This window comes from Ruoffia halotolerans (genome assembly GCF_014049385.1).
GTDB lineage: Bacteria > Bacillota > Bacilli > Lactobacillales > Aerococcaceae > Ruoffia > Ruoffia halotolerans.
This window is the reverse complement of sequence record NZ_JACAOA010000017.1, coordinates 19375-45538: the sequence shown is the minus strand read 5'-3', so window position 1 is coordinate 45538 and position 26164 is coordinate 19375. Positions and strand designations below refer to the sequence as shown.

The following is a 26164-nucleotide window of genomic DNA, read 5'->3' as shown; positions in this document are numbered from 1 at the left end:
TGTTTTCTATTTTATTTCACGTCGTTTGAATAGACTGATTCCAATAAACATAAAGATAGCGAAATAAATCAAGGCTAACCATGGCGTGAAATCAATCTCTTGAATCATGATTGGATTATCCGGACTTAATTGGGTGAAGATGTAAGGTTCAATCATTTCGATAAAATCAAAACGCAATGCCAAAAGCTGTAAGATTAATGGTAAGGCAACGATACCAAGGATCGTTAAATTCATCAAAGCATTGCTCGTTGAGAAGAAATATATGATTTGAAAAAGTGCCAAGTACATTAACCAAATGGGTAAGTAACTTAAAACAGTCTCCATAAATAAAATCTCATAATAAATCGAAATGCCACCATTGAAAATCATAGAACCCGCAATAGCAAACCCGGTGATAGTAATAAATAAAAAGCAAACAGCTAAAAATAGACTACTCAAGTATTTAGTTAAGTAAATCTTCATTCGAGAGTGCCCTGTACTCACAGTGTTAATTAAAGTGCGGTTTCGCGTTTCGTCATGAAAAGCCGTATTGCCTAGACCGATTAATAGGAAAATTGCGGTACTTGTCATTAATGGGATAAAGGCAAAGTAAATTAAAGTCTCTGCCGGAAGGACTTGAATAATTGGGCGAATGCCTTCTTCTACCCAAGTTCCGAGATAGAAAATTATTGGAATAGCTGCACCCAGTAATAAACCAACAAATAACCAAATTTTAGGTGCAAGGCGGTTTGAAAGTTGGTATAATTCAGCTTTAAATAATCTCATCATTAAAATGCGCCTCCTCAGTTAAATTAATAAACATCTCTTCAAGATTATGAGAGTTACGCGATAAATGAGAAAGTTTCAGATTGTTCTTTACAAAGGTATCAGCAATGTCGCTGGCTTCAATATTTGGGTCAAATACATGGATCATCCCTTCAGCTGTCACTTCAAATTCAGTTGTATTTAACTCTGTTTCAAGCAGTTGGCTAGCTCGGTCAGTGTCATCTACTTTAAACTTAAAGTAACTTTGCAGACGTTCTTGTAATTCTTCTTTGGTGAACTCATCGATTTTCTTACCATGGTTTACGATTACAAAGCGGGTCGCCAAGTTTTCTAACTCCGAAAGAATATGTGAAGAGACTAGAATCGTTAAGTTTGTTTCTTTAGCTAATTTTTGTAATAACTTTCTCACTTGAATAATACCTGCAGGGTCGAGACCATTTGTTGGCTCATCAAATACAAGCAGTTCCGGTTCATGAATGAGAGCTAAGGCAATGGCTAAACGTTGCTTCATACCTAAAGAAAAACCTTTAAATTTCTTGTTTCCAACATCTGCTAACCCGACAAGTGTTAATAATTTATCGATGCGGTTCTTATCTTTAACGCCTCGTTGAATCCGATAGAATTCTAAATTTTGTTTGGCAGACATTTCCGGAAAGAAGGCAGGGTCTTCTATAATAGTACCTAAATATTTGCGGTTTTCTCTTAAACCTGCCGCATCTAAGGAACCAAATAATTTTAAGTCCCCATCATAAATGGGAGTCATTCCGGTAATAATTCGAAATAAAGTTGTTTTTCCAGCGCCATTTGGACCAGCGACACCTACAATTTCACCTTTGTTCACATTTAAATTAAAGTGTTCTAACGCTTGTTGTTTACCGTATTGTTTAGATACATTGTTTACTTCTAAAACTAGCGAATTTTTCATTTTCTTATCCTCTCATTCGCATTTGGGTTATGCGATCATTTCTCTTTAAATATACGCGAATTGAGTACGCTTTTCATAGGACTCTAGTTGTATATTGAAATATCTGTGAATTATTCAAACTATTTTTTATCCTTTCATATATAATAACACCGTCAAATAATAAATACGAAGAGAAATACATAGAATTATACATTTTTCATATGATTAAATTGTCATGTTTAATGGTCTTGACTTTAGTAAACTTCGGGAGTAATATAGTGAAAGCCTAAATAGTAACCATTACATTTAAGAGAGGTTGATCATTATGAAATTATTTAAGAAGTTTGTTTTATTTGTTATTGCTTTCGCTTTAATTATACCTGGAGCCAACATTCATGCCCAAGACAAAAAGACGGTCATGACTACATTTTATCCAATGTATTACTTAGCGAGCCGAATAGGTGGAGACGCTATTAATGTTGAGATGCTTTTAGAAAGTGGACAAGATGCGCATTCGTATGAATCTACGGCAAAAGATGCTGTGGCAGTTCAAGAGGCGGATTTATTCATCTATCAAGATGATGAGATGGAGTTTTTTGTCAGTGATTTATTAAGTATTGTTGATCAAGCGGCAACTCAAGTGCTTGAATCAACGGAAGGCATTGACCTATTATCAGGTGATCATAATCATGAAGAAGAGGAACATGATTATGAGCATGAGGAAGGTCATGAAGAGGAACACAATCACGGCGATGAACATGACCACGAAGAAGGTCACTCGCATGAGTTTGATCCACATACGTGGTTAGATCCAAACTTTTATTCTCAACAGGCAGAAAATGTCAAAAATGCCTTAATTGAACTCGATCCAGCGAATAAAGCAACTTATACTGAGAATGCCGAAAAACTATCTGAAGAATTAACAGCATTGAATGAAGCATTTGAAACTGGTTTAGCTGATTTGGAGAACAGAACAATTGTCGTTCAACATGAGGCTTTCGGATACTTAGCTCACGCTTATGATTTAGAACAATTAGCCATTAGTGGCTTAGCAAATAATGCCGAACCGAGTGCTAAAAAGTTAACTGAAATGACCAAAGTAGTGAACGAAAGAAACGTTCAAGTTATTTATGTTGACCCGACGACATCAACGACTATTTCAGAAACAGTGAGCCAAGCAACCGGTGCAGAGTTACGACCATTAAGAACATTGGAATTCATTACAGAAGAAGAAATTGAGCAAGGTGAGGATTATTTCAGTATAATGAGAGAGAACTTAGCTCAATTAACGAAATGAAACGTACAACTAGAAAGGTGTAACATTATGTCTCTATTAGAAGTGCATGACTTATCATTTTACTATGATGACGAAAAAGTGCTAGACAGTATTAACTTTACAATTGAACCCGGAGAATTTGTTATCTTAACTGGGGAAAATGGTGCAGCAAAATCTACTTTAATTAAAAATATACTCGGCTTGTTAAACCCAGCCACTGGTCGAGTCATCTATTCAAAACTAAACCAATTTGGAGAGAAGTTATCTATAGGATATGTCCCACAAAATGTGACGTCCTTCAATGCTGGTTTCCCCAGTACCGTGCAAAAATTAGTTGAATCAGGTCGTTACCCTAAAGGACGTTGGTTCAAAAAACTCGATGCCACAGATTATGAATATGTAGACAAAGCGTTGAAATCCGTCGGGATGGATCATTTAAGAGGTCGTAAAGTTGGGGAATTATCTGGCGGTCAAAAGCAACGAATTAATTTGGCTCGTACATTTGCGATGGATCCAGACTTTTTTGTACTCGATGAGCCAACAACTGGGATGGATGTTGCTTCAAGAAAATCTTTTTATAAATTATTACGTCATACATCTAAAGTTCATGGGAAAGCAATCCTAATGGTAACACATGCGGATAATGAACTGGATGGCTTTTTTGACCGTGAGATTCGACTTGTCAGAGAGGGGGGAACACCATGGAGTTGCTTCAGTATGACTTCATCCAACGCGCATTAGTTGCGGGTGTTGCGATTTCCTTTATTACACCGATTATTGGCTTATTATTAATTTTACGCAGACAGTCATTATTAGCCGATACTTTATCACATATTTCCTTAGCAGGAGTAGCCTTAGGGATGTTCCTTCAAGTAGATCCAACACTTTCTACTTTATTATTTGTTGTAGGTGCATCAATTATCATTGAGTACTTGAGAACAATTTACAATACCTTCTCAGAGATTTCCGTTGCAATTATGATGTCAGCTGGAATGGCGATAGCCTTAGTATTGGTGAGTTTGAACTCAAACTCAGGTAATTTCCAAATTGATCAATACTTATTTGGTTCAATCTTATTGATCTCACCAAGTGAAGTGAAAATTCTAGTTGGGCTCTCAGTCACTATTGTTATCTTCTATCTAATCTTTAGAAGAACACTATATGTGATGAGTTATGATGAGGCGACTGCTTATACTAGTGGACTGCCAGTTCGATTCATTTCAATTATTTTTTCGGTATTTACAGGGGTTGCGATTAGTATTATGATGCCAATTGTTGGTGCATTACTTGTTTCAGCATTAGTCGTTATCCCATCTGCAACTGCTATTAAAATATCAGATAGCTTTGGGAAGACCATTGTTATAGGTATTATCATTAATTTAATTGGGATATTTGCAGGTATATTTGCGAGTTACGAATACGATACACCACCAGGAGCGTCGATTACATTAGCCTTTATCGTGATTTTTGTCATTGTATCGTTGGCTACTTACTTTGTGACTTTACGCAAACGTAAACATAATAATCCATCTTAAACTATAGAAGTCTAACTCGTGAGAGTTTGACTTCTTTTTTTGTGCTGTTATTGTAAATGAGTGAACTCCGGCCAAATGGACTAGTTGTTTGTCTTGAGTAGCGCCAACTCCGGCCAAATGGATTAGCGATTTTGCTCAAGTTTCGCTTAAAAAATATCAGTAAGAAATCTCACGATTGTCGTTTACTTAATCGGTAATGATAACCTGGAATCACAAGGTGACTAATTCCGTAACCTATCAGTGCAATAATCGCGACATAACGTGTCCAATGTGTCTCTGCCAAGGGGCGATAAATTAACATTAACAAGATGATCGCAAGAAAACTAAAACAACTAAAAGGTGAGGCAGTGATTGTGACAATATTGCCATCTGAGATTCGGAGTTTATTACTACGTTAACCACCGAACTGAGAGACTTGTAATTGTACTTCGGGTGGTGAAATGTCAATGTTAATCGAGCTATTATCCGACAGTTTTCCAACGACCTCTTCATTAATTTTTATGTTTAATTTCGCCCCCATATTGAATAACCAACCCGTTCTGCGAGTGATTTTGATTGCCATTTTCTTAACCTACCTTCTTTTACTTTAATCATGTGAACTTAAATATTGTATATATTTTAAGATAATATTGCCCGGTTCCCTATGAGAATGACAAAGACACAAACACAGGTATAGACACGAACAAAATTAATTTATATATACTTATTGTTTGTGTTTTGGTAGAATATGGCTAAGAGGTGACTTTCGTTATGACTGATAAAAATTATAAACCAAAACGTAATCAACGTATGTTGTATATTTCCCATTACTTAGTCGATAGACCAGGACAGTTAATTAACTTGTCTTATTTTGTTGAGTTTTTGAATGCCGCTAAATCTTCGATTAGTGAAGATATTGATTTTGTTCGAGAAGTCTTTGAAATTAATGAACTCGGAGAAGTTAAGACAGTTCCGGGCGCAGCAGGTGGAATTATCTTCTATCCAAAAGTACCTTTAATTGAACAAAAAGAGTTATTGAATACTTTGATTGATAAATTTACGCATGGAAAGCGAATTTTACAAGGTAATTACATCCATATGAGTGATATTTTGCAAGATTCATATATGTTAAGTAAAGTCGGTAGATTAATTGCTTCTCATTATATCCATAATAATATTGATGCAGTCATGACTGTGGAATCAAAAGGAATTGGTCTAGCAACGATTGTTGCACGCTATTTAAATGTTCCTTATGTAATCGCGAGACGTGATTCAACAGATGGCATCGGCCCAACGATTTCTGTTAATTATGTATCTGGGTCACACCAAACAGTTAAGAAAATGGAATTAGAAAAAAATAGCCTGAAAACAAATCAACGTGTCTTAATCGTTGATGACTTCCTTCGTAATGGTGGAACGGCTCAAGGGATGATTTCACTACTTGAAGAATTTGATTCGACAGCGGTCGGAGTTTGTGTCCTTGGTGAGAATCGTTCACACGAAACGAACCAATTAACTTTACCAATCGATTCACTCATTAGTGTTCAATTAGTTTATAACGATGAAGAGAGACGTTATGAATTGGATGTTCAACCCGGAAGTTTATTTAATCAATTAACAGAGTAAACGTTTTTTTGTCGTTTCATTCAGGATTGTCAAATTAAACGGTAGATATCTTCGCCTATAATCGCTATAATTATTAAGAGAAAAATGTTTAAAATAAGGAGTGTTTATATGGAGAAGCGATTAGCCGTTGTACTGGCAGCGGGTAAAGGAACACGTATGAAATCAGAGTTATATAAAGTGCTACATACGATAAACGGCATCTCAATGGTAGAACATGTATTACGAGCAGTTCAACAAAGTAATGTTGAGCGAATTGTAACAATTGTAGGACACGGTGCAGAAACAGTGCGTGATGTATTAGCTGATCAATCTGAATTTGCATTACAAGAAGAGCAATTAGGAACAGGTCATGCTGTACTACAAGCTAAAGATCTATTAAAAGATGAAGAAGGAAGTACTCTTGTAATATGTGGAGACACACCTTTGTTTTCAGCAGAAACATTAAATCAATTGTTCAAATTCCATGAAGAATCTAATGCTAAAGGAACAATTTTAACAGCAATCGCCGAAGACCCAACAGGATACGGTCGTGTAGTTAGACAAAGTGATAAAGAGGTTTCACGAATTGTTGAGCAAAAAGATGCAAACGAAGAAGAGCAAGCCATTACAGAAATTAATACGGGGACATATGTCTTCAATAATAAAGCGTTATTTGAAGCTTTGGATAAAGTCGGCAACGAAAATGCACAAGGTGAGTATTACTTACCAGATGTGATTAGTATTATGAAAGAAGCTGGCGATACTGTTAAAGCCTTTACGATGGATAACTTTGATGAAGCTATTGGAGTTAACGACCGTATCGCGTTAGCAGAAGCAACACGCTTGATGACTAAACGCATCAATGAAAAACATATGCGTAACGGTGTTACGTTTATTAACCCAACAGCAACATATATCGAAGCAGATGTTGAAATTGGTCAAGATACATTAATCGAATCTGGGGTATCTCTTAAAGGAAATACAAAGATTGGTTCACACTCAACGATTGGTTCAAATTCAGAAATTATTTCATCAACAATTGCTGACCATGTTGAAATTCGTCAATCTGTGCTAGAATTTGCAAATGTCGAAGAAAATGTAACTGTGGGACCATTCGCACACTTAAGAGCTAAGAGTGTCTTAAAAGAAGGGGCACATATCGGAAATTTCGTAGAAGTCAAAAATAGTGTTGTTGGAAAGAACTCTAAAGCAGGGCACTTAACTTATATCGGGGACGCGGATATTGGTACGGATGTCAACGTAGGTTGTGGAACTGTATTTGTAAATTATGACGGAAAGAATAAATTCCGTTCAACAATTGGCAATGACGTATTTATCGGTTCAGGATCAAATATTGTTGCACCTGTAACAGTGGGAGACCGAGCAATCATTGCAGCAGGTTCTACGGTTAATAGTGATGTTCCAGAAGAAGCACTTGCAATTGCTCGGTCACGACAAGAGAACAAAGACAAATACTGGAAACGCTTCAAAGACAAACAAAATCTGGAGGATTAATAATGATAGAGAAACCATATTCTGATTCAAAACTAAAAATTTTCGCACTGAGTTCTAACCGCCCGTTAGCAGAGAAGATTGCGGATGAAGTAGGTGTAGAATTAGGAGATATTAATATATCTCAGTTCGCTGATGGTGAGATTAAAGTTAATATTGATGAAAGTATTCGTGGGGACCATGTTTACTTAGTACAATCAACATCGTATCCGGTAAATGACCACTTAATGGAGTTATTAATTGCCATTGACGCATTGCGTCGTGCAAGTGCTAAAACAATTAACGTTGTTATCCCTTATTATGGATATGCACGTCAAGATCGTAAAGCACAACCTCGTGAACCAATTACAGCGAAGTTAGTTGCGAATATGTTAGTTCAAGCTGGGGTAGATCGTTTAGTAACGCTAGACTTACACGCGGCTCAAATTCAAGGCTTCTTTGATATTCCAATGGACCACTTATTAGGTGCGCCATTATTAGCAAATTACTTTATCGATAACCATCTTGAAGGTGATGATGTTGTTGTTGTATCACCTGACCACGGTGGAGTGACTCGTGCCCGTAAATTAGCCGAATTCTTAAAATCACCGATTGCGATTATCGATAAACGTCGTCCAAAAGCAAACGTCGCTGAAATCATGAATATCGTTGGGGAAGTACAAGGGAAAACTTGTGTCATCATTGATGATATGATTGATACAGCTGGAACTATTACATTAGCAGCAGATGCTTTAATGGAAAAAGGAGCTAAAGATATTTATGTTTGTTGTACGCACCCAGTATTATCTGGACCAGCAATCAGTCGTTTAGAAAAATCACCAATCAAAAAAGTGATTATTACAGACTCAATCTCTTTACCAGAAGAAAAATATTTAGATAAAATTGAAACAGTGACGGTTTCACAACTTGTGGGAGAAGCGATTAAACGTATCCACGAAAACCGTTCAGTGAGTCCATTATTTGAAGAACAATTCAAATTAATTGACTAATTATGTATGATAGAAAAGTGCCGACAGGAGGAATCTTGTTGGTACTTTTTTACTCTTAATGCATACTCTAATCAGTTTACTATTGATAGTTTAGCTTAGATATGCAATAATTCTTTGATATTCCTATTTAAATTGTATAGAATTAAACAGGGTAGAAAAAGAACATTATATATAAGATTTATTTTAAAATAGAATAATGGAAGAAAGGAAGTTATTGCGTGAATAAGCATCGCTATGAATGGAATAACTTGTTACGCTTTGGTGCTGTTATACTGAGCTCCATAGTGGCGATTGGGTGTATTTATTTATCATTTTACATCAAATTTTTAGGCGATATACCGGCTAGAAACTTTAGTGCTTTTGAAGATAGTTATATATGGATATTTATCGGTTACATTATTATTAACTTTCTATTTGGTACTTACGTTTTCTATAACAAGAGTGTGTTAGATATTTTTTACTTTACGATGTTAAGTCAGTTAGTACTGAATGTTTATATTATGGCTCTGACTTTTGCGGGAAGCTGGCTAACATTTCCAAGATCAGTGTTACTAGTGAACTTATTTGTTGGAACCTTTGTGTTATTTATCTTTAATGTATTGGTTTACTTACTGTACCAGCAACTTCGGGGTCAAAAGAAAATCTTAGTTGTTGGAGAATCGGACCGGGCACTTGAAGCAGTTCGGAACTTTTCATTAATGAAAAACAAACGTCATAAAGTGACACATGTTGTCTTATCAGATTATTTAAAACATGTTGAGGAATTAGCGGATTATGTGGATATTGTTTATTTAACAGGGTATATACCGGAAGAACAACGTTTAGATATCTATGAATATTTAATGCGCCGGAATAAAAAGTTATTTATAAGTACTCAATTTGAGAATTTAATGATGGTTAATCCAAATATTATGAACTTTGAAGATGAAAGTATTATTGAAGTTTCTAGTTTTGAAATTCCATCTGAAGATAATATGTTAAAGCGTATCATTGATATCTTAGTTTCTTTAGTTTTAACTATTTTAACCTTACCGATTATGTTAGGAACAGCTATTGCGATTAAGATTGATTCTCCAGGACCTATCTTTTATAAGCAGGAGCGTATTACTAAAGGTGAAAAACACTTCAATATCTTAAAATTCCGCTCAATGTCAGTGACAGCAGAATCCGATTCTGGACCTGTATTGGCAGCGAAAAACGATACACGTGTGACAAAGGTCGGTAAATTTATTCGAAGTACACGAATTGATGAACTACCGCAATTGTTAAATGTGCTTAAGGGGGATATGTCGCTTGTGGGACCCCGTCCAGAGCGTCCGTTCTTCGTTGAACAGTTTAAAGAGCAGAACCCGTATTATACTTTAAGACATCACGTAAGAGCAGGAATTACCGGCTATGCGCAAGTTTATGGAAAGTATAGTACCGACTTTAATAGCAAACTGAACTTTGATCTGTTATATATTAAGAACTTTTCCATAGCCTTTGATTTCAAACTACTATTCCAAACGGTAAAAATCTTATTTGATAAAGTAAGTTCACGTGGTGTTGATGATGAGGAAGAAGTTTCCGCACAAGATGAATGGTCTGATTTTGCGAAGACGATTATTATCGTTAAATAAAAAATATGAATCTATATGAACAAGCATGGTGCTCGAATGAGTCCATGCTTGTTTTTTCTTTAGGCAGATGCTATAGAATAAAGAATTATAGATGAAATTTTAGTGATAAAGTAGTAATAAATTTTTTAAATATAGATCGAGTTATCGATAAATTTATACTGTGTTTTTTTAGTTTTAATCACTGGAAAGGGATATCATTTGGCTTACTTTCTATAAATATAGTATAATCAGCTGTAAAGAAAGGATAGTGAAAAAATGAAAAAACCTATTAAAATATTTTTTAGTTTATTGACAACTGTAATAATGACATTTGGTGTCGTAACACCCACTGTTTCAGCTCAAGATACTAACTGGGACGAGGTCCTAACTCAAATTAGTGAGGTAAACCAAGAGGTAGTATCTATGGAAGGTGACGGAACAATTAATGTTTCTGCCGACCAATTTATCGATGCGGCATTAAACTTTGATTTTCGTTATAACGTAGAAGAGGCTTTTGCATTTGAATTAGCTGGGGACGTTACGGGTGAGTTAGTTACAACAGATGCAGAAGGTAACCCATCTACAATGCCTTTGGATTTCGCAGGACAAGCATCCATTATTGATGGTATTGCTTACTTATTCGATGGTTCAAGCTGGACTGTTGAAGATGTATCAGCTCAAGAAGAGCAAATTGCTGCCGAATTTGATAGTATGATGGCCCAAATACAAGAACAATCAGATACAATGAGTAACCCTGAATTGACTCAAAAATACTTTGATTTAAGTGAGACGGATTCTGAATACGTCATGACTTTAAAACAAGATATTAATCCAGATGAATTCTGGACAGATGTTGAAAGTCGCGTAGACATGGAACAAATCAAACAAGAAACTATTGACCAAACGATTCAACAAGCAGAAGCAAATGGACAAGAAGTTACTGAAGAAGATCGTCAAACATTAGAAGAACAAATGGATCTTTCAATGGAAGCAACTAAGAGTGTAATGTTCCAATTAGTTGATACGATGGAATTCCGTTACTCTAAAGAAACTTACTACTTAACTCATATGTTAATGGACTTTAGTTTGGATAGAGCAAACATGGAAGAAATCGCTGCTGATATGGGAGAAACAACTGAAGGAATTCCAGAAGACTTTAGTGTAGCATTCTCTATGGAATTCAACTTTGCTAACCATGGTGAAGTCTTTGATATCGTAGTTCCAGAAGGTGCACCAACTTTTGATGAAGCTAGCTCCACTGAAGAGTCAGCAACAGAAGGTACTGAATCATTAGAAGAAAGTACAACTGAAGAATCAGTTCCTGCTGAAGAAACATCAGAAGAAACAACTGAAGTGCCAGCTGAAGAATCGTCAGTAGAAGAAACGACTGAAGAAAGCTCAGAAGCTGCAGAATAATTTATGATTGATTTAATACCGCAAAGGATCGCCTTTGCGGTATTTTTTTGTTGCAGTGAATTTTAGGGTAAAAGTAAGTAAAAAAATATCCTCCCGAAACGGGAGGATAGGGTTATTAGTAATTATTCAGTTTCTTCACTGCTAGAGTCTTGCGAACTAGATTCTTCAGGTGTACTTTCTTCACTTGATTCTTCATCTGAATTTTCTTCAGGAGTAGAGTCAGACTCTGATCCAGATTCTTCATCTGACGATGATTCTTCGCTTTCACTTTCATCTTCTGATGATTCAGTAGTAGACTCAGATGTAGCTGGGGCAGTTTCTTCTGCTCCATCTAAAGTTGCTAACTCATCTTCTGTTACCCATTTGTGGTTAATGACTTCTTCGCCACTTTCAGTATCGATGTAATCAACTAAGTAAACAGTTGTTTCATTTACGGCATCGATTGTAGCCGTTGCACCTTCCATACCAGGCATATGATAAGCTTCAACTGTCACTTCATCACCGACTTCAAATGGTGCGTCTGCGTCTTCTTGATCAGCTGCTTCAGCAATTTCTTCTTGTACTATCCAACGGTGATTTTCTATGGGTTCACTGTCGTCTGTTGGTGTATAAGAGATTTCGTATGCGGTTGTATCAAAGGCAGCAATGACTGTCCCTTCAGCGCCTTCCATACCAGGCATATGTGTTGCATTAATTTGAACATCGTCACCTACTTTATATGTTGGTTCGCGTTCAATCTTAATATTACCCGGTAAGCGACCTTCGTCATCGTGCACCATTTCACCATGTTCTTGAGTTGTTGATTCACTTTCTTCATCTGTCACAGCATCGCTAATATCACTTGCTGCATTATCAACTGTATCACCAACTGATTCAGAAATTTCATCTACTGAATCTTGTGCGAATACGCCATTTAAACTTGTTACGGAGGATGCTCCGAATAATAACACTGCTGAGAGCACCATTGCACTTTTACTAATGTATTTTTTCATTTATAACATCTCCTTTGTTAATTACTATAAAACAAAATTTAATCAATTTCAAAAAATATGATTAGTACGTTTACACAAAATATTAGATAGTTACAGCTAGGAAGTATACTATGATAGGAATTTCAATAAATAAGAGGAGTTAAAATTTAGTGTTAAATGCGATTAAAAAAGTTCCTGCAGGAACTTTTCTAGTCCCAATGTTGATTAGTTCAATTTTGTATACTTTTTGGCCAAACTTGTTCCAAGTAGGTGGTTTAACTGAACATATTTTTGGAGGTTAAGGAACGAACGGAATCGTTGGTGCGATTGTTTTTGCTCGGGAACTGGGATTGACTTAAAGAAAATCGGTTATGCTTTAAAACATCAAGGTGTTCTGTTGTTAGTTAAATTTGCTGTTGGAGTTGGATTAAGTTTATTGTATATTTCAATCTTTGGCTTACCAGGGGTTTTTGGAATCAATACCTTAGCATTTACAATTGTTATTTGTTCAATTAACCCAGCTGTGTATTTATCATTAATGCAACAATACGGAACAGAACAAGATACAGCAGTTTACGGTATCACAGGTTTATTCAGTATCGCTGCAGTTCCAATGATTGTTTTTGGTATATCAAGTGGGGGCGGCATGGACTGGACGCCTGTTTTAAGTACACTTATCCCGATGGCAGCAGGATTGCCTTTGGTAATATTGATCCGAATTTTAGAAGTTTATTCATACCAGCTTTACCAGGTTTAACGATGTTAATGGGTTGGAACTTAGGTTACGGAATGAACTTAATTGAAGCGTTCCAGGCAGGAGGAGCAGGAATTATTGTAACAATTGTCTTCTATATTGTAAGTGTCATCTTTATTGTTATTGACCGTAATGTCTTAGGCAATGATGGGTCCGTTGGTGCGACATTTATGACAGTTGCTGGATTATCAGTTTCAACAGCAGGAATTTTAGGAAGTATTTATCCAGAGGTTCTTGGAGAATACATAACTGCCGCTGCATCTGAAACATTAATGGCAGTTGTCATCACCAGCGTGATTACACCTTCAATGGTTGCTAAATTATCGTCACGTGAGAATAAATTATCATTATGAATTTATGAGGCAAGAGACTTTTACGGAAGTTTCTTGTCTTTTTATTGCTTCAAAAAAGCCCTTTAAAGTGTAATATATATGAAATCTGGTCCATTTATGCTATATTTAAAATAATTTAAGTGATGCTCGAATAATTAGTGGTGAGTTTAAAATACACTATTAGTTATGTGATATAATATACAAGAAATGAAGTAAACAGTTTATTGGAGGATGCTTATGTATAAATTTGAAGATGATAGTTTAATGTTACATACAGATCTGTATCAGATTAATATGTTACAAACATATTGGCAGAATGGAATGGATCAACGCAAAGCAGTCTTTGAATCTTATTTTAGATCAATACCTTTCGAGAATGGTTTTGCTCTTTTTGCAGGGTTAGAGCGGATTTTAAATTATATCAATAATTTGAAATTTACTCAGAGCGATTTGGACTACTTAAGAAGCTTAGAAATATATCCGGAAGAATTTTTGACTTATTTAGAGAATATGGAATTCAATTTAACCATTCGTTCAATGCGAGAAGGTGAATTATGTTTCGCAGATGAGCCATTGATTCAAGTTGAAGGTCCGTTAGGTCAATGTCAACTAGTTGAGACGGCCATTCTAAATATGCTGAATTACCAGACTTTAATTGCGACGAAAGCAGCGCGCTTAAAGTCAGTCGTTGACGAAGACGATTCTTTAGCAGAATTCGGATCACGTCGTGCTCAAGAAACAGCGGCGGCGATTTGGGGATCAAGAGCGGCTTATATCGGCGGGTTTGATTCGACAAGTAATGTGCGTGCTGGGAAATTATTTGGTATTCCCGTTTCTGGAACACATGCTCACTCATTAGTTCAAGCGTACCGTGATGAATATGAAGCTTTTACTGCTTATGCTAAAACGCATAAGAACGTGGTGTTCTTAGTAGATACATACGATACTTTACGTTCAGGTATACCTACCGCAATTAAAGTAGCGAAGGAACAAGGTGATAAGATTAACTTTATCGGTGTTCGAATTGATTCAGGCGATATGGCTTATCAATCAAAACGTATTCGTGAACAATTAGATGAAGCAGGGTTCCCTGATGCGCGCATCATTGCATCTAACGATTTAGACGAGAAGACTATTTTGAACTTGCGTATGCAAGGGGCTAAAATTAATGACTGGGGTGTTGGTACAAAACTGATTACAGCTTACGACCAACCAGCTTTAGGTGCCGTATACAAATTAGTAAGTATCGAAAACTCTAAAGGCGAATTAGTGCCAACAATGAAAATCTCAAGTAATGCAGCCAAAATTTCTACACCAGGAATAAAACAAGTGTGGCGTATAACACGTAACCGTGATGGTAAATCAGAAGGAGATTACGTGGCACTTATTGAAGAGCGTCCAGACTTAGAAGAGTCACTCTTTATGTTCCACCCGGTTCATACTTATATTAATAAGACTGTCGTTGATTTTACAGCACGTCCACTACTTACCGAAGTTTGGAAAGACGGTAAATGTGTGTATGATTTACCATCAGTCGACGAAATACGTGACTATGCGGCTCATAATATCTCTGCTTTATGGGATGAGTACAAACGTATCTTGAATCCAGAACAATATCCAGTCGATCTGTCTCAAAACTTATACGATGAAAAGATGCGTAGCATTAAAGATATTCGTGATAAAATTGACAATCATGTCCTTGAGATAGAAGAAGAGCTTTTAAAGGAAGGTGAGTAAGCTATGCGCCCATTACAAAAAGAAATTATCGAAGAATTAAAAGTCTTACCTGAGATTGATGTCCAAAAAGAAATTCGTCGCTCGGTTGATTTTTTAAAAAACTATTTATTAAAGAATCAAGGACTCTCTACTTATGTTCTTGGAATTAGTGGCGGACAAGACTCGACTTTAGCAGGAAGACTTGCTCAAATGGCTATTTCTGAATTGCGTGAGGAAACCGGTGAGGAACGCTATCAATTTATCGCGGTTCGTTTACCTTATGGAGTTCAAGCAGATGAAAGCGACGCTCAACTAGCACTTGAATTTATTCAAGCCGACCAAATAATGACGGTTAACATTGAAGCAGCCACAAATGCAATGATTGAAGCTGTTGAAGTCAATAATATTGAAGTGAATGATTATCATAAGGGGAATGTCAAAGCACGTCAGCGTATGATTGCACAATTCACCATTGCAGGTCAACTAGCAGGAGCCGTGATTGGTACAGACCATGCGGCTGAAAGTGTGACAGGCTTCTTCACAAAATTCGGAGACGGGGCTGCAGATATTCTGCCGCTCTGGCGCTTAAACAAGAGTCAAGGAGCAGAAATGTTGAAAGAACTTGGTGCTGTCAAAGAACTTTATGAAAAAGTTCCGACAGCCGATTTAGAAGAAAATCGTCCACAACTAGCTGATGAAGATGCACTTGGTGTGAGTTATAAAGCGATTGATGCTTACTTACGTGGGGAAGATGTGGCTGAAAAAGAGGCCAAAGTTATTGAAGATTGGTTTATCAGATCACGTCATAAACGTCATTTACCAATTACGGTTTATGATGATTTTTGGAAATGAACTAAAATATTTGTGAGTTAAAGGAGGGAGGATGTTGGCAGTCATAACTGTAGGCGGATGGAATATATTGCTGACATTCATCGCTTCTTTTTGTTTTACTTTTATATTGCAAAAGCTACTTCCTAACAAAGACAGGAAACCGCCTAATTATGGTGGTATTGCGGTGTTTGCTAGCTTTTGGCTTGGCTTTTTCACGATGTTTCCAGTCTTGCTTTTTAACAGTCCGCAATGGAATATCTTCTTAGCTTCTGCCATTGTATTAATCACTGGAATTATCGATGATACCTTTGATTTAAAACCTTGGCAGAAGACTTTAGGGATATTAATCGCGGCGAATGTCATTTATTTTTATACGGATGTGGCTTTTTCATCTGTATTAATCGCTGAAGTGCCGGCTTGGTTGTTTGACTCATTAGCTTACGTATTAACAATTGCTTGGATCTATTTTGTAACGAATGCGATGAATTTATTAGATGGGTTAGATGGTTTAGTCAGTAGTGTTGCGACAACAAGTTTAGTGACACTGACAGTCATGATTTACATTTCAAGTCTATCAATTCGACTCACTCTCATTATGATGCTCGTTTTATTAGCGGCATCGATTCTCGGTTTTTTACCATTTAACTGGTTTCCCGCCAAAATCTATTTAGGTGACACAGGAGCATTATTTATTGGGTTCATGTTCGCGACCTTAACAGTGTATAATTTAAAAAACATCAGTATATTTTCACTGATTGTGCCGATTTTATTTTATGCAGTACCATTATTTGATACTTCTTACGCAATTGTGCGACGTTTTTTAAATGGACAATCGATGGTTGAGCGAGATGAGGATCATTTGCATCACCGTTTACTTCGTCAAGGCTTTACCGTGCCGCAAATTGTGATATTGATGATTGGGATTACGCTTGTTTTTTCAGTATTTGCGATATTTTCGCAACTTTATCATCAATTTCGTTGGGTCTTTATTTTTCTATCTGGAGGGCTCATCGTACTACTGACGGTCTTTATGTCGCGCCTTGATAATAAATAGTAACTGAAAGCATCGCTTTTGCGATGTTTTTTGCATTTTTCGGCCATTTAATACATATATAGTTAATGTTTCTTTGTTACAATTCGTAATGATTAAAATACAACCAAGTCATTTGAAGGAGATAGATATGAAAACTGCGTATATAATAGATAGTTCATCGAGTATTAATGAAACTCTAAGAAACCGTTCTGATGTTTATGTACAAAATCTTGAAGTCACTTGGGGAGACGCTGCATATACGGATACAACGGATTTAAGTTTGATGAAAGAATTTTATCAACGCTTAGAATCAACGGAAGAGTTACCGAAGACTTCGCAACCTAGACAAGGGAAATTAAGTGAATCCTTTGAAGATATTGTTCAAAAAGGGTTCGATTCAGTAATTATCATTACACTAGCGTCAGCAATTAGTGGGACGTATAATACTTTCCGTATGATTAGTGAGCATTATCAAAAGTCTTTAGATATTCGAATGATTGATTCCAAGGGAACGTCATATGTTGAAGAGCGACTGTTAGAATATGCGATTGAATTAAATGAAGCTGGTTTTGATTTGGATACGATCGAAGAAAAATTAATATGGTTCTCTGAACAAGCAAAGATTTATGTTGTCATTGAAGACTTGAATGCGATTGTTAAAGGTGGTCGATTAAGTTCTTTCGGTGCCTTTCTAGGAAGCACCTTAAAAATCCGTCCGATTTTACATTTTGATGATGAGGGGAAAGTCGAAGTGTTTGAAAAAGTTAGAACAACTAAAAAAGTTTATCAAAGGTACCTAACTCTAGTGGATGAAGCTGTGGCTAAATATCCAGATGGTATTGATTTGGCCTTAGCACATGGGGACTGTGAAGACAGTGCTTTAGAAGTGAAAGAGTTAATATTGGAAAAATATCCGGAGATGTCTTTTAGAGTAGGCTACTTAACCCCCGTTCTTGGAACGCATGGGGGTAAAAACTCATTAGGAATCGGAATTTTACCAAAGTTACCAAAATAAAAAAGACTAGCATTAAGTGAATTAATGCTAGCCTCTACTTGCTTTAGTCAGGTTGTGTAGATGTTACTGGAACATCAACGGTTTGTTCACCGATTTCAGTCCATTCAATTTGCCCACTGAATAGGTCGATTAATTCTTTATGGACCGGCTCAATGTCACCTAGATACAAAGCTAAGGTTTGAGACACTTTATCTGTATACTGAGTGTCAAGAACTGTAATAGGCGTACTCGTTTGTTCCAAGTAGTAGTTAAAGTTATCCACTTGATTATACTCTATTGTTAATTCAATCACCATTTGAGTTGCATTCGCAATCAATTTAGCGTGGTTTAGCGTTTCGCTGACCGACGTACTATAAGCGCGAATTAAACCACCCGCACCCAGTTTTGTTCCGCCAAAGTATCTTACGGTTACGGCCATGATATAGGTTAGATTGTTTCGCTTTAAAACTTCTAACATCGGAACACCTGCGGTTCCACTCGGTTCACCATCATCACTCATACGTTGAATCGATGAATCTTCGTTTAAGATAAAGGCTTGGCAATGATGCGTCGCTTTATAATGTTTTTTGCGGATCGTAGCAAGTTGTTCATTGAATTCTTCTTCTGTTTGAATGGGAATTAGATACGTAATAAAGCGAGATTTCTTAATATCAATCTCATGAATAATCGGTTCTTTGATACTATAATAATTAACCAAAGTGATGCTCCTTGTCTATGTAATTGTCTTATGAATATATTATCATGCTTAAAGTACTAGCTCAAATAAGTAAAAAGAACATTGAAGCTTTAGTATAAGGAGAGTGGCACTACGATCCACCTTAATTAATCAATGCCAGTATCACTAGTTGACATAAACCTATGAATTCCATAATATAGTTTAATCGAGATGAATAAAATCATCTTCGAATCTTATAGAAAGGAGACCTAAATGAAACCAGCAATTATTACTGATAGTACAGCATATTTATCAGAAGAATTAAGACAACTTCCAAATGTTTACCAAGTAAACTTAAATGTTATTTTTGAAGATGGTTCGATTGCCCATGACACCAATGATCCAAAAGAGCAAGAAGCATTCTTCAAACAGTTAGAAACTCAATCCTCACTACCAACAACGTCACAACCGTCTGTTGGACATTATTATGACACAGTAAATCAAATTATTGAAGATGGTTACGATACTATCTTTGCTATTCATCTATCTAGTGGGATTAGTGGTACATTCCAAAGCGGGAAAATGGTTTTAGATGAATATAAACATCTGATTGACAGCTACTGTATTGACTCTTTAGCAGCGTCTGTTGCGATGGAGGCCATCATCGAGAATATCATTACTTGGTGTCAAGAAGGTGTTGAGGCTGAAGAGATTTATCGACGTGCCACTTGGCAAGCAACGCATTTGGATATATATTTAATGGTCGAGAACTTAGACAATTTAGCTAAAGGCGGTCGTTTAAGTACGCAAAGTGCCGTCTTGGGAAATTTATTAAAAATTCGTCCACTATTATACTTTAACGAAGAAGGTAAAATCGTATTATTTGAGAAATTACGTACAAACCGTAGAGTGTATCAAAGATGGCATGAACTTGTTCAAAAAGCAACCGAAGAATACCCTGATGGGATTGAAGTGCGATTTGCACATGCTTTAGACCAAGAAGAAGTTGAGACAATCGCTCAAGACATGCAAGCAAAATTCCCAAATATAAACATACGTATAAATGGTTTAGGAACGGTTATTTCAACCCATACTGGTCAAAGAGCAAAAGGGATGTTAATCCTCCCTCTAATAAATTAATTGCAATTATAATATATTAAATATTAACAAGCCGTTCTTGGCTTGTTTTTTTTGAGCGAATTTTATCAAGAATGGTCAAAGATGGTTTATACTATAAGAGAAACGTAGTAAAATGAATATATAAATATGACGAAAGTGAGGATGACATGTCTAAATCGAGTTTGATTCACAGTCCTAATCCTAAGATCGATACATCGAATGGAATCGAATTTGGACTTTACTCATTAGGAGATCATTTACCAAATCCACATACTAAAAAGCGTATTTCAGCCAAGGAACGGATTCAAGAAATTATTGAATTAGCAAAGCTTGCTGAAGATGCTGGTTTCGACATTTTTCAATTAGGCGAGTCTCATCAGGAATATTTCATATCACAATCACACTTACTTATTCTGACAGCAATTTCGAAGGCGACGAAAAATATCCGATTGTCATCGGCAGTTACAACGATCGGCGTATTAGACCCAGTTCGAGTTTATGAAGATGCAGCGACCTTAGATTTAATATCGAATGGCCGAATGGAATTAATTGCAGGACGTGCATCAAGGTTTGGTTCCTTTGAGTTATTAGGTTATAATAGTGTTGCTTATAAAGAATTATTTGAAGAAAAATTTGAGTTATTATTGAAACTAAATGAAGGTGAAAGAGTCACTTGGGAAGGTGAGTTTAGAGCACCTTTAAATAATGCGTTAATATTGCCGCGTCCTTTAAAGAATCATCTACCTATTTGGCGAGGCTGAGGGAATACAATGACTTCAGCAATTCGTGCAGGTGAATTAGGCGTGCCTGTGTTTCAAGCGACATTAGCAGGAGCGGTCATGACCTACGCAAACCGCATTAATAATTTTAGAAGCGCTGCCAAAGAAGCAGGGCATGATATTGATAATATTCCTGTCGGAACGGGTGGGTCTTTATTCGTGAAAGTACGAAAGAAGCCTACCGTCAAGTTTATCCACATATCAATGAAGGTTTTAAATTAACGAATGGAGAGTCTTTTCCCAAACGTGCATTAGCTCAAGGACAAAGTATTAAAAGCGTTGTAACTATTGGAGAACCATCACTCATCATTGAGAAGATTTTGTACCAATACGAAGCGTTTAAACAACAGCGATTTAGTGCTGAAATTGACTTTGCTGGGATGGAGTTTGACGAAGTGAAAAAGACACTCTACTTATTAGCTGATAAAGTTATGCCCACTGTAAAAAAATATACGAAGTCATAGAAAGGAAATTACTATGAAATCTCAAAAAAATAAATTACCACAAATTGATACGTCAAACGGAATTGAATTTGGTCTTTACACATTAGGAGATATTGTAACCAATCCACATACAGGTATTAGAATGTCTGAGAAAGAGCGTATTGATCAAATCATTGAGATGGCTTTACTTGCTGAACAAGCAGGAATGGATGTGTTCCAAGTAGGGGAATCACATCAAGAACATTTTGTGTCACAAGCACACATGATTATTCTATCTGCGATCGCTCAAGCAACCAAAGATATCAAACTAACTTCTGGTGCAACCATTATCAGTACATCTGATCCAGTCCGCGTTTATGAAGATGCGGCAACCATTGACTTAATTTCAGACGGAAGATTCGAAATAGTCGCAGGGCGTGCTTCTCGTGTCGGAATCTTTGATTTATTAGGTTACAAATTAGATGACTATGAAGCTTTATTTGAAGAAAAGCTAGATTTATTACTTAAAATTAACCGAAACAAACGTGTCACATGGGAAGGGGAATTCCGTGCACCTCTAAATGATGCGCAAGTTCTTCCAAGACCGGATAATGAATCAGGTAGCTTGCCAATTTGGCGTGCGGTTGGTGGTTCTTTAAATTCTGCTAGAAACGCTGCGATTGCAGGTATTCCGCTTTACTTAGCTTACTTAGGTGGCCCAGCTGAAGCCTTTAGACATTTAACGGATGCTTACCGTGAAACTGCGGTTCGCGAAGGTTATGACGTAAACACTTTGCCAGTCGCAACAGCGAGTTATTTATATGTTCGTGAAGACGCTCAAAAAGCATTCCAAGAGTATTACCCACATGTAAACTCAGGAATGGTTCACTCGAATGGACAGTCATTCCCTAAACAGCAGTTTGCTCAAGGACTAGATTCAAGAAGCATCATTAATGTTGGAGATCCAAGTTTAGTTATTGAAAAGTTACTATATCAACACGAAGTCTTTGGGATGGATCGCTATGTAGGGCAAATCGATTTAGGTGGTGTTTCAACGGATGACATCAAACGTACGATTGATTTATTAGCAACAAAAGTCATTCCAGAAGTTAAAAAACATACTAAGAAATAGCTAGGAGTAATCGATTGAAAATTTTAATATTATCCGCTTCAACCGGTGGAACTAAAACTAAGAAAATAACGACGACTTTTTATAATTTGATGAAAGAGTCCTACGAAACTGAACATGATATTCGCTATTTAAACATTCAAGACAAGGAAATTCAATTCAGTGATGGACGCAATTATTTAGATTATTCGGGTGATACATTAGAAGTAGCGTCAGCAATTATGGAAAGTGATGTCATTATGTTTGGCGCGCCAATCTTCCAAGCATCGATTCCAGCTGCTTTAAAAAATCTGTTTGATTTATTACCCCTTCGTGCCTTTGACCGAAAGGTAATCGGACTGATTATTACTGGAGGATCACTACGCCATTACTTAGTTCCAGAAACTCAAATTAAACCAATTATCCATTATATGCATGGAGTTATTATTCCAAAATATGTCTATGCTATTGATACGGACTTTAATACGGATGGCACAGTCAATGATGAAATCGAATTGAGATTACAAACTTTACTGGATGATACGATTTCAATCTCAGAAACTTACAAGGAAGTTTGGAATAAACAAGACGACATGTTTGGTTTTTAGAGGAGGCGACTATGGAAATCGAATTTTTCTCAATTCTGTCGGATCGTATTGTTATATTCAATCCAGACGTTTGCAAGAGATTTTAAAGGAATTTCCAGAAGCGACAGTAAAACACCGGTCATTTCCTTTGAACCTGCACAGTGAAGAACCAAAGAGTAGTGCGAACACACAAGAACGCGAAGACGTTGTAGCTATGTGGAAACGAGCGAACCGAGGGGACGAAGGGAAAAGCTTTTACGTAGAAGCCTTTAGAAAGTGGCTCAAAATTTGTAAAGCCGACTTCTTGTCTGGCTGAAAAAGCGTTGAAAGTTGCTAGCAAAGTAAGTAATGAGCGTACCTTATAGACATTATCAGACGCGATTCAAAAAGCTTCCTTTGAAAATCTACTAGATATTTCGGACATCAATGTATTAGAGTCGATTATTCAATCTTTCGATATCGACCGTGAGACATGGCGAGAAGCATTCTAAGATGCATCTTTAGATGAGGAGATGAGCCACGATATTAACCGCTCAGATTCTTTTGACATCGATTATATTCCTGCCTTAGTGGTGATTGGAGAAACAGTCATCAAGGAACCCATCGCCCACAACTGGTTCATGAAAAACTTAATAATATTCGCCAATCATCAGCAATGATCGTTTTTCAGTGAAAACTGAGGAACGGTTTTTTGTTGTCTGGATTCACACTACGGCATCTTAGGCCAAATGAGATTGTGGTTCGTCTTTAATTACTCCAACTCATGTCAAATAGTTTGGCGGTTTGACTTAAGTTGCGTGAACTCAAGTCAAATGGTTCGACGGTTTGTCCTTAATTGCTTCAACTCAAGCCAAATGGGAATGCGGAACGTCATTAGTATCATCAAAAGCAAATTTTTACAAAAACTTAATAATGGAAACACCCTAAAAATACGTATTTATATATAGAACGGTAAGCGTTCAAAAAATACGAAAGGCTGGAAGAAATAGTGATTCCAATCCAACAAGAAGATTACCTAAAAAATCTGCGGGGACGACTTTTGACTAGAGCAGAAGTAGAACTACAATTAATTGACTTAGATGAAGCACCACAACTCAATGAAGTATTAGACCAAATGGAACAACGACCAGCAATTGAAATGACACAAGATGGTTATTGTTGTTTGCGTTGTCAAAATCAACAATCTAAATTATTCATCGCCTTACCCACTCAAGCTCTCTTCAGTTTAACAGATGAGCGCGTGTACTGTTTAAATTGTCTACAGATGGGGCGGATTCTTCTAGGCGATTCACTTTATTACATACAAGACCAACCAAGTTATCTATCAACGCCAACACAAAGTAAACTCACTTGGCAGGGAACTTTATCACCTGAACAAGCACGCGCCTCAAAAGATTTAATTAAAAGTTTAGAGGACAGTAGCCGGACCCATATGGTGCATGCGGTGACAGGAGCAGGCAAGACAGAGATGATTTTTCCAGTGATTGATCACATTATACGACGCAACGGACGAGTCTGTATTGCGTCGCCTCGTATCGATGTTTGTATCGAATTGAAACCTCGACTTCAAGCAGCATTTGAAAGTGTTGATGTCACTCTCCTTTATGGTGGAAGTGAGGAAGGGTATCGATATTCTCCGATGGTAGTGTCAACGACTCACCAGTTATTAAGATTTCAAGACGCTTTTGATTTATTAATTGTTGATGAAGTCGATGCTTTTCCCTACGTCAATGATGCCAGTTTACATTATGCGACGCAAAGAGCAGTGAAAAAGCCCAGTGGGAAATTGGTTTATTTAACTGCAACGCCTGATCGACATTTAACGCAAGAAGTAGCTAATAAAAGTATGACATCCACGATTCTTCCCGCAAGGTATCACCGGAATCCACTCCCCGAGCCGCAATTTTATTGGGTAGGTGATTGGCGCCAACAAATTGAAAAACGGAGAAAAAGACGACTGTACTCATTGCTCAAGTGGTTTCTAAATCTAGAGGGAGTGAAATTAGTCTTTATGCCAAATGTTCGCTTGGCGGAAAATCTGTTTGCATGGTTGAGTAATACTTGGCCAGGATTGAAGATCGCAGTAGTTCATGCGAAAGATTCCCAGAGAAAAGAGAAAGTGCAAGCATTGCGTGACGGTACTTATGATGCGCTGATATCAACGACCATCCTTGAAAGAGGAGTTACTTTCACTAATTGTCACGTATGCATTGTTGGGTCAGAGAGTCAATTATATTCAACATCAGCTTTAGTTCAAATGAGCGGGCGTGTCGGTCGTAAACCTAATTTTCCCACCGGAGAATTAATTTATGCCCATGGAGGTAAGAATCTGGCAATGCTAGAAGCACGTAAGCAAATTAAGGAAATGAATCAATTGGCTAGTGAAAGGGGATTAATCGATGGCTATAGCTCAAAGTGATATCTGCGTAATTTGTAGTGAACACCTCAATCATTATTTATCTATTAAGCAATTATTTATTTTTAGACCGTTAACTTTTCCAATTCTTTGTCAAACATGTCAAAGTAAATTTAAATTATTAGTCACACAAGTTGATGATTGCAAAGGTTGTGGGCGGCCTTTAGAGGATAGCTCCAAAGATGTTTTTTTAAAACCTATAGTCATATCTCAGCAGGCGTATTGTTTCGATTGTGCGAATTGGCATAAAAATACACCGAGTCAACTAATCAGTCACCAAGCCTTGTTTGACTATAATGAAGCGCTGCAAGAGTGGATTGTAAATTACAAATACCATGGTGACGTTCGTATGGCTGCCATTCTAGCCCCATATTTAAAAGAGGTTTATGTAGAATACAAAGATTACCAATGGGTAGTATTACCAAGTTCCCCGACAAGTTTAATGACCCGACAATTCCACCCTACTGCTTATTTACTTGATGTAGCAGACATACCCTATCAAGTTCCTTTTGATTATATCGGTGACGGCGTAAAGCAAGCAAAAAAATCAAAAAAAGAAAGATTAAATCTAAATAACACCTTTAAAATTAAAGAAGAGGCACTAGACTTGTCAAAAGAAAACTGGTTAATTTTTGATGATATTTATACGACTGGAGCCACGCTTATTCATGCTAAAAAAATCTTGTATCAATTTTTTAAAGAACGTGATAGAATAATCCGGTTAGTAAGCGTAAGTGTTGCTAGAGACCAATTAAGCAAGTAATAACAAGGCTTTTAATTGTGTTTTAAATAGGGGTGTGCTAGCATAGGCTCATTATAAAAAGAAAATGGTGAATACAGATTGAAT

At 36.8% G+C, this 26164-nt stretch carries 28 protein-coding genes and 1 pseudogene; 24 read left to right on the top strand and 5 right to left on the bottom strand.

Annotated elements, in window-relative coordinates; translation table 11 throughout:
- Positions 1-6: 6 nt before the first annotated feature.
- The gene (locus tag HW423_RS07230; RefSeq protein WP_218931264.1) at positions 7-768 is read right to left on the bottom strand and encodes a hypothetical protein; all 762 of its coding nucleotides are present in this window, start codon (positions 766-768) and stop codon (positions 7-9) included.
- Complete coding sequence (locus HW423_RS07225) at positions 752-1690, bottom strand: ABC transporter ATP-binding protein (protein ID WP_218931263.1); 939 nt, start codon at positions 1688-1690, stop codon at positions 752-754. The genes HW423_RS07230 and HW423_RS07225 overlap by 17 nt, the downstream gene beginning before the upstream one ends.
- 304 nt (positions 1691-1994) lie before the next feature.
- On the opposite strand from HW423_RS07225, the gene HW423_RS07220 reads away from it, so the two are divergent.
- From HW423_RS07220 to HW423_RS07210, 3 genes are read left to right on the top strand one after another with little or no spacing between them, the layout of a single operon-like run.
- Positions 1995-2966, top strand: coding sequence for a metal ABC transporter solute-binding protein, Zn/Mn family (locus tag HW423_RS07220; RefSeq protein ID WP_218931262.1), 972 nt, complete (start codon positions 1995-1997; stop codon positions 2964-2966).
- A gap of 27 nt (positions 2967-2993) precedes the next feature.
- Positions 2994-3686: a metal ABC transporter ATP-binding protein gene (locus HW423_RS07215; protein WP_218931261.1), complete on the top strand. Its 693-nt coding sequence runs from the start codon at positions 2994-2996 to the stop codon at positions 3684-3686.
- Positions 3647-4480 (top strand): metal ABC transporter permease, encoded by an 834-nt coding sequence (locus HW423_RS07210; protein ID WP_218931260.1) that lies wholly within the window; start codon positions 3647-3649, stop codon positions 4478-4480. Before HW423_RS07215 ends, HW423_RS07210 begins: the two co-directional genes overlap by 40 nt.
- Before the next feature lie 394 nt (positions 4481-4874).
- On the opposite strand, the gene HW423_RS07205 is transcribed toward HW423_RS07210, so the two are convergent.
- Positions 4875-5042, bottom strand: a complete 168-nt coding sequence (locus HW423_RS07205) for a hypothetical protein (RefSeq protein WP_218931259.1) — start codon at positions 5040-5042, stop codon at positions 4875-4877.
- Between the two features lie 188 nt (positions 5043-5230).
- On the opposite strand from HW423_RS07205, the gene purR reads away from it, so the two are divergent.
- The 5 genes from purR to HW423_RS07180 all read left to right on the top strand — a co-directional run bounded on the left by purR (position 5231) and on the right by HW423_RS07180 (position 11579).
- Positions 5231-6085 carry a pur operon repressor gene (purR, locus tag HW423_RS07200; RefSeq protein WP_218931258.1) on the top strand — a complete coding sequence of 285 codons (855 nt, stop codon included), beginning with the start codon at positions 5231-5233 and terminating at the stop codon, positions 6083-6085.
- A gap of 108 nt (positions 6086-6193) precedes the next feature.
- Positions 6194-7579 (top strand): bifunctional UDP-N-acetylglucosamine diphosphorylase/glucosamine-1-phosphate N-acetyltransferase GlmU, encoded by a 1386-nt coding sequence (gene glmU, locus HW423_RS07195; RefSeq protein ID WP_218931257.1) that lies wholly within the window; start codon positions 6194-6196, stop codon positions 7577-7579.
- Between the two features lie 2 nt (positions 7580-7581).
- On the top strand, positions 7582-8565 hold the full coding sequence (locus HW423_RS07190) for a ribose-phosphate diphosphokinase (RefSeq protein ID WP_218931256.1): 984 nt from the start codon (positions 7582-7584) through the stop codon (positions 8563-8565).
- 218 nt (positions 8566-8783) lie between these two features.
- Entirely contained in the window at positions 8784-10184 is a 1401-nt protein-coding gene (locus HW423_RS07185) for a sugar transferase (RefSeq protein ID WP_218931255.1), read from the top strand.
- Positions 10185-10439: 255 nt separating this feature from the next.
- Entirely contained in the window at positions 10440-11579 is a 1140-nt protein-coding gene (locus HW423_RS07180) for a hypothetical protein (protein WP_218931254.1), read from the top strand.
- Positions 11580-11701: 122 nt separating this feature from the next.
- Here HW423_RS07180 and HW423_RS07175 read toward each other — a convergent pair whose 3' ends face one another.
- The gene (locus tag HW423_RS07175; RefSeq protein WP_218931253.1) at positions 11702-12571 is read right to left on the bottom strand and encodes a YdhK family protein; all 870 of its coding nucleotides are present in this window, start codon (positions 12569-12571) and stop codon (positions 11702-11704) included.
- Positions 12572-12720: 149 nt separating this feature from the next.
- On the opposite strand from HW423_RS07175, the gene HW423_RS11315 reads away from it, so the two are divergent.
- The 6 genes and pseudogenes from HW423_RS11315 (at position 12721) to HW423_RS07140 (ending at position 18231) form a co-directional block, all read left to right on the top strand.
- Positions 12721-12852 carry a 2-keto-3-deoxygluconate permease gene (locus HW423_RS11315; protein ID WP_218931252.1) on the top strand — a complete coding sequence of 44 codons (132 nt, stop codon included), beginning with the start codon at positions 12721-12723 and terminating at the stop codon, positions 12850-12852.
- Positions 12853-12899: 47 nt separating this feature from the next.
- A pseudogene (locus HW423_RS11550) lies at positions 12900-13657 on the top strand (2-keto-3-deoxygluconate permease).
- Between the two features lie 216 nt (positions 13658-13873).
- Positions 13874-15373, top strand: coding sequence for a nicotinate phosphoribosyltransferase (locus tag HW423_RS07155; protein WP_218931251.1), 1500 nt, complete (start codon positions 13874-13876; stop codon positions 15371-15373).
- Between the two features lie 3 nt (positions 15374-15376).
- Positions 15377-16204 carry an ammonia-dependent NAD(+) synthetase gene (nadE, locus tag HW423_RS07150; protein WP_218931250.1) on the top strand — a complete coding sequence of 276 codons (828 nt, stop codon included), beginning with the start codon at positions 15377-15379 and terminating at the stop codon, positions 16202-16204.
- A 34-nt stretch (positions 16205-16238) separates the two neighbouring features.
- The gene (locus HW423_RS07145; protein ID WP_218931249.1) at positions 16239-17237 is read left to right on the top strand and encodes an MraY family glycosyltransferase; all 999 of its coding nucleotides are present in this window, start codon (positions 16239-16241) and stop codon (positions 17235-17237) included.
- Positions 17238-17364: 127 nt separating this feature from the next.
- Positions 17365-18231: a DegV family protein gene (locus HW423_RS07140; RefSeq protein WP_218931248.1), complete on the top strand. Its 867-nt coding sequence runs from the start codon at positions 17365-17367 to the stop codon at positions 18229-18231.
- A 43-nt stretch (positions 18232-18274) separates the two neighbouring features.
- Here the strand turns inward: HW423_RS07140 and HW423_RS07135 are convergent, their stop codons facing one another.
- Complete coding sequence (locus HW423_RS07135) at positions 18275-18928, bottom strand: YigZ family protein (RefSeq protein WP_218931247.1); 654 nt, start codon at positions 18926-18928, stop codon at positions 18275-18277.
- Between the two features lie 231 nt (positions 18929-19159).
- Between HW423_RS07135 and HW423_RS07130 the strand changes: the two genes are divergently transcribed.
- From HW423_RS07130 to HW423_RS07095, 10 genes are all read left to right on the top strand, one after another.
- On the top strand, positions 19160-20026 hold the full coding sequence (locus tag HW423_RS07130) for a DegV family protein (RefSeq protein WP_218931246.1): 867 nt from the start codon (positions 19160-19162) through the stop codon (positions 20024-20026).
- A gap of 146 nt (positions 20027-20172) precedes the next feature.
- Positions 20173-20766, top strand: a complete 594-nt coding sequence (locus HW423_RS11420) for an LLM class flavin-dependent oxidoreductase (RefSeq protein WP_328803144.1) — start codon at positions 20173-20175, stop codon at positions 20764-20766.
- Positions 20767-20775: 9 nt separating this feature from the next.
- Positions 20776-21006 carry a hypothetical protein gene (locus HW423_RS11415; protein WP_328803143.1) on the top strand — a complete coding sequence of 77 codons (231 nt, stop codon included), beginning with the start codon at positions 20776-20778 and terminating at the stop codon, positions 21004-21006.
- Positions 21007-21104: 98 nt separating this feature from the next.
- The gene (locus HW423_RS11410) at positions 21105-21248 is read left to right on the top strand and encodes a hypothetical protein (protein WP_328803142.1); all 144 of its coding nucleotides are present in this window, start codon (positions 21105-21107) and stop codon (positions 21246-21248) included.
- Positions 21249-21261: 13 nt separating this feature from the next.
- Complete coding sequence (locus tag HW423_RS07120) at positions 21262-22338, top strand: LLM class flavin-dependent oxidoreductase (protein WP_218931245.1); 1077 nt, start codon at positions 21262-21264, stop codon at positions 22336-22338.
- Positions 22339-22352: 14 nt separating this feature from the next.
- On the top strand, positions 22353-22922 hold the full coding sequence (locus HW423_RS07115; RefSeq protein WP_218931244.1) for an NADPH-dependent FMN reductase: 570 nt from the start codon (positions 22353-22355) through the stop codon (positions 22920-22922).
- Positions 22912-23217, top strand: coding sequence for a hypothetical protein (locus HW423_RS07110; protein ID WP_218931243.1), 306 nt, complete (start codon positions 22912-22914; stop codon positions 23215-23217). Before HW423_RS07115 ends, HW423_RS07110 begins: the two co-directional genes overlap by 11 nt.
- Positions 23218-23413: 196 nt before the next feature.
- Positions 23414-23560 carry a hypothetical protein gene (locus tag HW423_RS07105; RefSeq protein ID WP_218931242.1) on the top strand — a complete coding sequence of 49 codons (147 nt, stop codon included), beginning with the start codon at positions 23414-23416 and terminating at the stop codon, positions 23558-23560.
- A 380-nt stretch (positions 23561-23940) separates the two neighbouring features.
- Positions 23941-25320 (top strand): DEAD/DEAH box helicase, encoded by a 1380-nt coding sequence (locus HW423_RS07100; RefSeq protein WP_218931241.1) that lies wholly within the window; start codon positions 23941-23943, stop codon positions 25318-25320.
- Positions 25301-26080: a hypothetical protein gene (locus tag HW423_RS07095; RefSeq protein WP_218931240.1), complete on the top strand. Its 780-nt coding sequence runs from the start codon at positions 25301-25303 to the stop codon at positions 26078-26080. Before HW423_RS07100 ends, HW423_RS07095 begins: the two co-directional genes overlap by 20 nt.
- The last annotated feature ends 84 nt before the right edge of the window (positions 26081-26164 follow it).